This is a genomic window from Coleofasciculus sp. (assembly GCF_046539235.1).
Lineage (GTDB): Bacteria > Cyanobacteriota > Cyanobacteriia > Cyanobacteriales > Coleofasciculaceae > Coleofasciculus.
In genome coordinates, this window is the sequence record NZ_JBKHHI010000249.1 from 1 (window position 1) to 9,800 (window position 9,800).

At 45.3% G+C, this 9,800-nt stretch carries 11 protein-coding genes; 2 read left to right on the plus strand and 9 right to left on the minus strand.

The window, feature by feature from the left end; genetic code table 11:
• Window positions 1–342 precede the first annotated feature (342 nt).
• Complete coding sequence (locus ACLFWI_RS19815; protein WP_446414338.1) at window positions 343–1,299, plus strand: choice-of-anchor A family protein; 957 nt, start codon at window positions 343–345, stop codon at window positions 1,297–1,299.
• Between the two features lie 487 nt (window positions 1,300–1,786).
• Here ACLFWI_RS19815 and ACLFWI_RS19820 read toward each other — a convergent pair whose 3' ends face one another.
• From ACLFWI_RS19820 to ACLFWI_RS19860, 9 genes are all read right to left on the minus strand, one after another.
• A complete protein-coding gene (locus tag ACLFWI_RS19820; RefSeq protein ID WP_446414339.1) occupies window positions 1,787–2,557 on the minus strand; it encodes an energy-coupling factor ABC transporter ATP-binding protein in 771 nt (256 codons plus the stop codon).
• 65 nt (window positions 2,558–2,622) lie between these two features.
• The gene (gene cbiQ, locus ACLFWI_RS19825) at window positions 2,623–3,405 is read right to left on the minus strand and encodes a cobalt ECF transporter T component CbiQ (protein WP_446414340.1); all 783 of its coding nucleotides are present in this window, start codon (window positions 3,403–3,405) and stop codon (window positions 2,623–2,625) included.
• Window positions 3,405–4,043 (minus strand): cobalt transporter CbiM, encoded by a 639-nt coding sequence (gene cbiM, locus ACLFWI_RS19830; protein WP_446406628.1) that lies wholly within the window; start codon window positions 4,041–4,043, stop codon window positions 3,405–3,407. The genes cbiQ and cbiM overlap by 1 nt, the downstream gene beginning before the upstream one ends.
• Window positions 4,044–4,388: 345 nt before the next feature.
• A complete protein-coding gene (locus tag ACLFWI_RS19835) occupies window positions 4,389–4,832 on the minus strand; it encodes a carboxypeptidase regulatory-like domain-containing protein (protein WP_446414341.1) in 444 nt (147 codons plus the stop codon).
• A gap of 160 nt (window positions 4,833–4,992) precedes the next feature.
• The gene (locus tag ACLFWI_RS19840) at window positions 4,993–5,838 is read right to left on the minus strand and encodes a DUF4382 domain-containing protein (protein WP_446406626.1); all 846 of its coding nucleotides are present in this window, start codon (window positions 5,836–5,838) and stop codon (window positions 4,993–4,995) included.
• Window positions 5,839–6,106: 268 nt separating this feature from the next.
• A complete protein-coding gene (locus ACLFWI_RS19845) occupies window positions 6,107–6,598 on the minus strand; it encodes a pentapeptide repeat-containing protein (RefSeq protein ID WP_446406625.1) in 492 nt (163 codons plus the stop codon).
• A gap of 217 nt (window positions 6,599–6,815) precedes the next feature.
• Entirely contained in the window at window positions 6,816–7,058 is a 243-nt protein-coding gene (locus ACLFWI_RS19850) for a hypothetical protein (RefSeq protein WP_446414342.1), read from the minus strand.
• A gap of 43 nt (window positions 7,059–7,101) precedes the next feature.
• Window positions 7,102–7,314, minus strand: coding sequence for a chlorophyll a/b-binding protein (locus ACLFWI_RS19855; protein WP_446414343.1), 213 nt, complete (start codon window positions 7,312–7,314; stop codon window positions 7,102–7,104).
• 209 nt (window positions 7,315–7,523) lie between these two features.
• Window positions 7,524–9,512, minus strand: coding sequence for an adenylate/guanylate cyclase domain-containing protein (locus ACLFWI_RS19860; protein ID WP_446414344.1), 1,989 nt, complete (start codon window positions 9,510–9,512; stop codon window positions 7,524–7,526).
• On the opposite strand from ACLFWI_RS19860, the gene ACLFWI_RS19865 reads away from it, so the two are divergent.
• Window positions 9,511–9,663, plus strand: coding sequence for a hypothetical protein (locus tag ACLFWI_RS19865; RefSeq protein ID WP_446414345.1), 153 nt, complete (start codon window positions 9,511–9,513; stop codon window positions 9,661–9,663). The genes ACLFWI_RS19860 and ACLFWI_RS19865 overlap by 2 nt on opposite strands.
• Window positions 9,664–9,800: the final 137 nt, after the last annotated feature.

Consider the following 9,800-nt stretch of genomic DNA (forward strand, 5'->3'; position numbering starts at 1 on the left):
GCGAAGCAACATCTGGCTTCCCCCTTTTTAAGGGGGACGGGAGGGGGATCAAAAAGGGGGACGGAAGGAGGATAACTTATTGCTAGACCGACGTTCTAGGCTTCACTAACGCTACCACTTTATTCGTATTTTTTGCCCTGGGTGAAAATTCACTAGAGTTTCATCAAGTTACTCAAAAGCATGAAGACTTGATGATCTTCTTTCATTTATACTGACATCTAGTCAGTTTGTTGAATAAGATTAAAACAACTGAGCAAAGGTTAGGTTCAGCATCTAACACAACGGACTTACTTAAAAGTCATACCTAAAACTCAGAGTTCCTTACACAGTTGAATTTTACAGATGAATACTCAAACTTTTTCGCGCATAAGACAATTGGTAGCTCCCTTCTCAATTGCGGCGACGATGGTACTAGGATTATCTACCCAGGCTAATGCAATTAATCTCGGAATCGCTTCTGACTATAATATATTTGTGCTAGGCGATGTGAATCAAAGCAATACTGATGCTGAGGGAAAGGTCGCCATTGGCGGAAATGTCACATTATCAGATTTTTATGCAGGAATGAATCTGCCTCAAGACGGGAACAACGGCGATGTCTTGATTGTTGGTAAAAATTTAGTCTTTCAAAATGGTCAAGTTAGAGGCAATGCAGTTTACGGGGAAACAGCAGAACTTGCGTCTGTAACCCTTGAGCATGGGGGAACCCTTCGCCAAGATAACCCCATTGACTTCGCCGCAGCTAGTCAGGAATTACAAGCATTATCTCAATTTTTAGGAGGGTTAGAGGCGACGGGTACAACAGAAATAGCTTATGGTGGAATTACGTTAGCGGGCTCAGATGAAGACGAAAACATTTTTCATCTCAATGCCTCTGATTTAAGCACTGCCAACAGCTTCAACATTGATGTAAATCCAGGTTCGACTATCATTGTAAATGTTAGTGGAGACGAAGCATCATTACAAAACTTTGGCTTTGATTTCAAGGGTGGTATTGATCAGAGACAGAACGTTATCTACAACTTCTATGAAGCTAGGGATCTGTCAGCCAGTGGCATCGGAATACAAGGTAGTATTTTAGCGCCTTTCGCTGCTTTCGACTTTAACGATGCGGTAATTAACGGCAACTTAATTACCGCTTCGCTAACGGGAGGTGGACAATCGAATAACTATCTCTTCAACGGTAATTTATCTGACCCAATCAGTGAAACGGTTCCTGAACCCGCAACATTAGCTGGACTAGGATTAGTCGCTGCTCTAGGAGTTGCTTCTCGTCGTAAAGGTAAGCAGAAAGTCTAAGGCTTTGAAACCTGGGTTAGGCATCCAACCTAGCCCCCGTCCATTTTTTTATGCACTCCTCACACTATCATCCCTGACTTAATCCTTTAGGTCAGGGATTTTTGTATTACCATAACGTGCAAGTAGTCTGACAAAAACAGAGGGTGGAGGAGAGGGCGACCCGATGTAATTAAGGGGACTGGTGTTGTTCATTAAGCTAGGCGGGTCGCCCCTACCAGTTGTTAATAAAACGAAGCGCACCCTCTTGCATCCTGGAATTTTTGCCGACCTCAGCGCCGAATTTTACATCAACAGAGGGTTGACCCTTCGACTTCGCTCAGGGTCAACATCGAGCGCAGTCGAGATGTTGAAACCATTGCAAGAAAGCCTATTCCCTATGACACACCGAGCGAAGTCGAGGTGTTGCCTCTCCCCACCACAAAACTTATTCAGCAGACCCTAAATAGGTGCGATCGCAGATTCAGAACTCTGACGCTATAGTTTTCAGTTACTGATGATGAAGACGCAGGGAGTGCGGCATCTCCAAACCATGAGCGTTCATTAACGATTCATTAGCCATAACTTGCTGGGGAGTTCCATCAGCAATAATTCGTCCTTCATCCAGTAAAAGCACGCGATCGCACACTTCGATAATTAGTTCTAAATCATGGGAAGAAATCAGAATGGTTTGCTGGGCGGTTTGGAGAAAGTTGATCACGCGACGACGATAGCGCATGTCTAGGTTCGCACTGGGTTCATCGTACAGAACCAATTGGGGACGCATGGCTAACACGCCCGCGATCGCAACCATGCATTTCTCACCCCCAGAAAGATTGTGCGGTACTCGTTCTGAGAGCATTTCCACACCAGCCAAAGAAAGTGCATCTTGAACGCGATCATTGACCTCATCCCCTGACATCCCCATATTCTGTGGACCAAAGGCGACATCTTCCCATACTGATGGTAATAATAACTGGTCATTGGGATTCTGAAACACTAAGCCAATTTCCGGGCGAAACTCACCCACAACGACAGGTTTTCCAAATAAGTCAATGTCTCCAGAGTTTGGTGTTAAAATACCGCAAATTGAGAGGAATAGCGTTGTTTTACCCGCACCATTGGGTCCAATTAAACCGACTCGTTCTTCAGGATATATATTAAAATTAACCTCTTCTAAAACCTCAGGTCTATCCGGATAGGAGAAACTTAAACCCGAAATCGCGATCGCCGGTTCTCTAGCACTGTCTGGGTTAGATACAAGTTGTTGTTGTGGTCTCATAATTCGTCTGTTTATGTCATTTGTCATTCGTCATTGGTAAGGATTGGATAAAATTTTTCTGTTTACTACCGCCTTTCTACCCAAATTTCAGCAACAACGAACCCAAGGGCGATCGCGAAGGTGATCCCCACCGCAATTAAATCCCCACGAGAAACCCGATTTATGCTACTAGGCGGTTTACGATGTTTCAGGGTATAACCGTACCCTCGTAATATCATCGCTTGATAAACCTGCTGGGATTGGTTGTAACTGCGAACCAATAAGCTACCCACTAGAGACGCCAGCACATTCAGATTGCGGCGCGAGAAACGAGTCGCTCGAAACCCCCGCAGTTGTATCGCTCGTTTCATTTTGGTTAAATCTTCACCAAACTGTTCGATATAGCGGTATGTCAATAGCGTCATATCCGCTAATACCGCCGGAAGTCCCAGGGATCGCATGGCTTTGACGGTACTCAAAAACGAGGCTGTACCAAAGAGAATTAAACTCACGGTGAGAATACATAAAAATCGAGTCGCAATCAGCGCTAGCGCCACGATTCCCTCTTGATATAGACTCAAAATACCTATCTGAACGATTACCGTACTACCAACGGTAAACGGTAAAAGCAGAGTAATCGCCAGCAAAAAAAAACCGGGGTAGCGTAGCCGCGATCGCAAAAACGAGAGGGGTAATCTGGAGAGGCGATAATACACCAGCGTCACCATCAACAGCCCTGGAAGCAAACTCAAATGTTCAACGAATGAAAACGCAAAAATTAAGCTAAATAAGCCAATTAGTTTGCAACGGGGTTCCCAACGATGAATCGGAGAGTCTAAATTGGCGTAAAAATCCAGTCCGTGTTTCATCAACTCCCCAACAATTCAGGTTTGACTTGTTTCAAAAACAGAGCCACGGCTGTCGTAAACGCGCCCTCAATTGCCATGAGTGGGATATGAGCCAATACCAATCCGGAAATTGCCGTTTTTTCGGTTGACGCATCTATATTTGCGGGAATATTAGTAATAACCAAACCAAAAAATACCAGGGCAGCTATTCCCAAACCTCCCGCCCCACCGACAAAGGCAAAGATACCCGTTACCACTCGATTATCTTTATCGAATTTTAGGCGCAATTGAAATAGATGATACGCCAAAAGTGCTGGGACGCCAAACATTGTAGCGTTTACTCCTAGAGTGGATAAACCACCATGCTGAAACATAATCGCTTGAAAGAATAAACCGATGAGAATGGCTGGAAACGCATAATATCCCAAAATTGTGCCTAACAACCCATTCAGAATCAAATGGACACTCGCCGGTGGGATAGGAATGTGAATCCAAGAGGCGACAAAAAAGGCGGCTGTGAGTAGGGATGCTTTGGGAATATTCTCTTGGGGATTCGGATCTCGGTTAATTTGGCGCAGGGAGTACCAAGTGAAACCTCCTGTCGCTGCGTAACCTGTGATACAGACAGAAGCAGGCAGGATACCGTCAGGAATATGCATAATTTTTCTGTAGTTTTGACCCTTCACTTCGGCAAGAGGGCAGGGCGCGGAACCCTTCACGACCCTCGATAGAACCGGGTTTGTAGGGGCGGGTTTAGGGACTTACGTTTCACGATTGATAATAACATTTATTCAAAACCCGCCCTAACTTGTAGGGGCAGGTTTAGGGACTTACGTTTCATGATTGATGATAACATTTATTCAAAACACATCCTGACTTGTAGGGGCGGGTTTATGGACTTACGTTTCATGATTGATGATAACATTTGTTCAAAACCCGCCCTGATCTAATTGTTGATTTTTTTGACAATGAACAATGAACAATTCTCACCTAATTGTGACCACCTACTTAGCCTGTTTTGTTCCTTGGGCAAAATAGAGTGCTGTACCGACAAAACCCCAGATCACCGCAACCGCCATAACCACAATTTGGATAGGTGTGAAGGAGTCATTCTTGGATTGAGTACTCATCACTTGACTATCTGCGGTGTTCTCTGTTGCTGATTCACTCTCACCCAGAGAAATATTAATTAAATCTCCGTGACCCGCTTGGCGAACCTGAACCGCCCATTCTCCCGATTGCGAGCGATCGGGAGCAAAGACAAAGCTACCATTTTCGTCGGTGGTTCCTTGCAACCAAGGAGTAGAAGGATCTTGGGGAGAGTAAACCGTAACTTGGGCATTGGACATGGGTTCGCCGTTATCGAAAGCCGCATCAATTTTAATCGCCTGGGTAGTTTCATAGTTAATCTTGGCACCATGAGCCGTCGCTTTAGCTGACCAGCTCATGACTAACATTAGGATAAGGGGGACTAAAAATTTACTCTTCATCGCTCACATTTTCTTAATGTCTTAGAAACGGTTAAAACCCAGTTCGCGACCCATAACTCCTCTTTATTGTTCGTGATGATTTTCCTTATCGCAAAAGGACATAAGACAAATGATCAATTTAACTCGATTTGTTGGCAACGGTTTGGATTTCTTCACAGTGACCCTCACCGACGTGACCTAAACTGGGAAGAATTTCCTGAAGTTTCTGGTATTCTTCTGGGGAGAGTCCCGACTTGAGCTGCTCTTGGTCTAACTCTAGTGTGCCGTCTTTGGCTAGAGTCGCCAGCGGTTCAAACCCCAACGCACCAGTATTAATCTCATCATCAGCGGGTGCACCTGCATCACCAAAGAGGTGATCAAAGTGGAACGTGGCTTCCAAGTCGGCGGTATCACCTTGAGCAAGAATTCCCTTGCGTTCGTCGCCGACAAATTCCCCACAGACAAATTCTAAGGGCTGATTTAGGGCAATGGTAAAGTCAATGGTTTGCCCCTCTTTCTCGGCTGTCCCCATCATCACTAGGGTTTGACCTTCAGCCGGTCCCTGATCAGCTTTGACCATTTTCCAGGATAAAGCATTATATTGTCCGGCAGGGGCATCGGCAACTTCTTCCACGAGAATGGGTTCGGCATCTTCCCCACCTGCGGCTAAATCAACGGTGTGGGTTTTGTCCAGAACCACTTTTTCTTTCGCTTGCACTTTGCTACCCGCCTCAGCATTGAACGGCGGATCACTTTGGTAAGCGGTGATATCGGCTAAGTTGACGTATACATGGTCAAAGGAGATTTTCCAGCCGTCTTTTGACGTGAAACCCTGACGGACAAAATCTTCTCCATTCGCCCGGATTTCTAGGGTTCCACTCCCTTGACTTGCTTGAGTTGCACTCTGAGTTTCTGTTTGTGTCTGAGTCTCGCTGGTGGTTTCAGTCTGGGAACAGCCCACTAGCGTCCCAGTTGTCAAGACCATCAGACTCGCGAAAATGAATAGTGGTTTCCTCATTGATTACCTTTGGCGGTTCTCGTACTATACCCAATTAAATCCAACAAGTTTTCCTAATAATTTGCAATACCCCTAGAGGGCATCTTTTGGCAAACGGCGAACAGGAAACGGGGAACAGGGAACCAGAAACAGGGAACATAAGTTATTGTTCTCGTTTCTCTGACAAATGTCACTGACTTCAACGTTTGTAATCAGCGATGTCAGCACTTATGGCATAGTTCGTGCAACGACAAACCTAGCTTAAGTCAGCGACATTGAAGTTTAATACATTGACAACTGAGTGACGCTTTTTCCACCCCTTCATTTTGCCAACAACCTTGCCATCAGGCATAATCGCTCCTTTAAGGATGGCGCTTTGAAGATGCGCTGAACTCCAATGAGAAGCCGCCTGGAAATTTGCCAAGCTCAAGTTGGCGTTTTGGAAGTTTGTTTGGTTTAACGACGTCTGGCTCAAGTTGGCTAAAATTAAAATAGCCGATGTAAAATTAGCTTGGGTTAAATTTGCCTGATTAAACTTGGCGGAAATGAGCAGAGAGTCGTTCAGTTTGGCACCGTGTAAATTTGCCTCAGAGAAATTAACATCCACTAAAGAGGCTTGACTCAAATCAGCCCATCTTAAGTCTATTTGTTTTAAGGAAACCCCCCTGAGAAAGACGCCACGTAAGTTGACGCCACGAAAATACCGTTCTCCAGCAGCATATTGCCGCAAAAGTTCTTCTGCTGTCATAGTGGCTTTGGATTTTCCCTCCCACTGAATGCTGTTTCTGACCGGGCTGAATCTGGTTCTTTATTAAAGCAAACTGTAGGGCGGCTGAAAATACCAGGGAGGGGTATAGAACAATTTAGGGAGAATCCTCTAATATATTATTTAAGTCCTGGTCATTATAACCAGGACTTGTCGGAAACCTATTAAGGTTGACCGGAAACCAACTGGATACACCAGCTTAGTTAATGGTACTGATAAAGAGTGCTGCAAGAGTTCCCGTCACTCCAACGGCGATTAACAGGTTGTTGAAAAATCGACCGAATTCCGGCTCTAGTCCTAGGACTTTATCTTCTTGACCCGCGGTAAAAAACAATGACCAAGCTTGGTTCAGTGTTAGAGAATCAAAGTTGTTAAAATCAGTCCGAAAAATAACGGGTCTAAATAGGTCTTTGTTCGTGAAAGAGTCAAAATCAGTTTTCATTATGTCTCTCCTGACAAGGTTAAACGAGTGCGCTCTCTGATGTCTAGAGGTTAGTAAACCAGCCAATCAAGCTTTGTCCACTCAGCGCTTCTACCGCCAAGAGTGACACGAAGCCAATCATGGCTAGACGTCCATTGAGGTTTTCCGCGTATTGTGTCCAGCCAGTGCGTGGCGTGTCATCGACATAAACCTTGGGTTCGATCGCAAAGTTATTCAGTCTGTCTCCTTCTTCGACGCTGTAACCGCGTGTAGTCATTTGCTTGTCTCCTTTGTTTTCGTCTGACATTAATAAATGTAACACAATGTAAATATTTTTTGCAAGTGCTTGACAAAATCTAAGTAGTGAATTGGTAACCAAGCCCCTACTCACTTAACTAAACCCGCCCTTGTTGGAGGGAGGAGGAGGGGAAGAGGATTAGCAATGAACCATCAACAATGAACCATGAACAAAGGACAAATCCCCAATCACCCTTTCCCCGTCAGCCAATAGGTGAGCATTTCTCCTTTGCCCTTCACCTCAATCACCCCGCGTTTTTCCAAGGTATAGCGATCCTTTAACCGCTCATACGTCGCCTGAGTAACTTGAATTCCCCCAGAAATTCCTTGGGATTCCATCCGTGAGGCGACATTTACCGTATCCCCCCACAGATCGTAAATAAACTTTTTCATCCCGATGACTCCAGCGATCACAGGTCCGGTGTTAATACCAATCCGCAGTTGAAACGCTTCTCCGGTATCCATGCGAAATTGAGTAATCACCCGTTGCATCTCTAATGCCATATCCGCGATCGCTTCAGTATGATCGAATCTGGGTAAGGGTAGACCACAGGCAACCATATAAGCATCACCAATGGTTTTAATCTTCTCCAACCCATACTCCTCAGACAGCAAGTCGAACGTGGAGATAATGGTTCCGAGTAATTGAACCAATTCCGTCGGTGGCATTCGGCTGGATAGAGGTGTAAACCCAACAATATCCGCAAACAAAATTGTCACATCGTCAAATTGTTCAGCGATTAGGGCTTCCCCGTGGTACTTGCCTAAGGTACTGTGATTTTGTTTCAATTGCTCGGCGATCGCCTCGGGCAAAATATTTAATAACAGGCGTTCCGACTTTTCTTGCTCCGCCCGCAAGTCAGCTTCCGCTTGCAGGCGCTGTTTCTCAACTTGAATACGCTGGGTGATATCTTCTAATACCCCTAAAACGCCAACCACGTTACCTTGGGCATCATGGATGGGAATTTTACTCACATCCAGCCAAACCGTTTGTCCATCAACGGGGGGTTTTTGTTTGGTTTCGACAACATGAAATTCGGCTTGATTCCGGCTAATCACCCGCGCATCTTGCTGGCGGTAGAGTTCAGCAATGTCTCGACTAGGCAGTAAATCATAGTCTGTTTTACCGACCACAACCTCTGGATTGTCTAACCCGGCTGTCTTTGCCCACTTTTTATTGCAACCGAGAAAAACTAAGTTGATATCTTTCCAAAAGACTTGTTGCGGGATATTATCGATAACTAATCGTAAATATTCCTCTTTTTCTCTCAAGGCGGCTTCAGCTTGCTTGCGTTCTGTCACATCCGTGCCAATTGAGAGAACTTCAATTAATTCACTCTCCTCATTGAAAATTGGTTTATTTGCCCAGGTCACCCAAACCGTTTTCCCTGTCTTATGAATGGTTTCTACGGTTCTGATCCGATAGCGTTCTGGACGTTTACGGATAGCTCGAATCAAGATAGACAGCATCCGTTGCGATCGCGGCGTATTCGGGACGAGAGTTCCGACTAGAGAAGAATTTAGGAGTTGATCGTCATCGTAGCCAAAAAAGGTCTGACCATAACGATTAATGAATTTAATTTTTCCCTGAACATCCCACCGTAAAATAATGCAATTGGGGGTTTCGACTAAATCTCGATACTGCGCTTCGCTGGCTCGCAACGCTTCTAAGGTTTGTTTATGTTCGGTAATATCCCGTGCTACCCAGAGAACGGAGTCTTTGGAGATGGGTGAAATACTGGCTGCAAACCAAACCATTCGATCCGCCAAGGTGAGACGATACTCAACCTGAACCGTCTGTTGGCTGTCTAAGGCTTGGCGAATATACCCGACAAACTGATCCGCCTGCGATCGCGCCAAAATATCATACTCCGTTTTGCCCAGCATCGCTTCAACCGGTTGACCTAACAAGTCTGGATTTGCTGAGACAATTTTCAGATAACGTCCTTGGCGATCTTTGACGAAAATCAGTTCCGTCATCGCCTCAAATAAGGCATGCAACTCTGAATCAGAGTTGAGAGAATTTGTCAAGGCTTTAGACCGTTGACATAAATGTGAGAGGGATTGACGTATCCCAATGGAGATTAACCCAGTGAGTAGGGCGACTAAGGCAAAAACCCCCAGCCAGACAACCAGGATATGAGGGGTATAGGGATAAATGGCTGACCAATTGGTCATGGTTGACGGTAACATCGGTTTACATCACCGACCAGGCTTGCCTGTGAATAGTTGCCCAGATGCTACCCCAAATCAATCTGACACCGTTGCACTGGTTCGGTTTGATATGTCCTTCCTAGCAGACCAAACGGCGCGATCGCACAAGCCCTAGACCAGGTATTTCCACATTCTTGCACTCCGGTAAGCCTGTGGGTGTGGCTAGCTGATCCAATCAGTCTGTCTTAGAAGTGAATTCCATGATAGCGACAGAGGGAGAATCCGGCGTTGATTTTGATCAACCCTTACCAT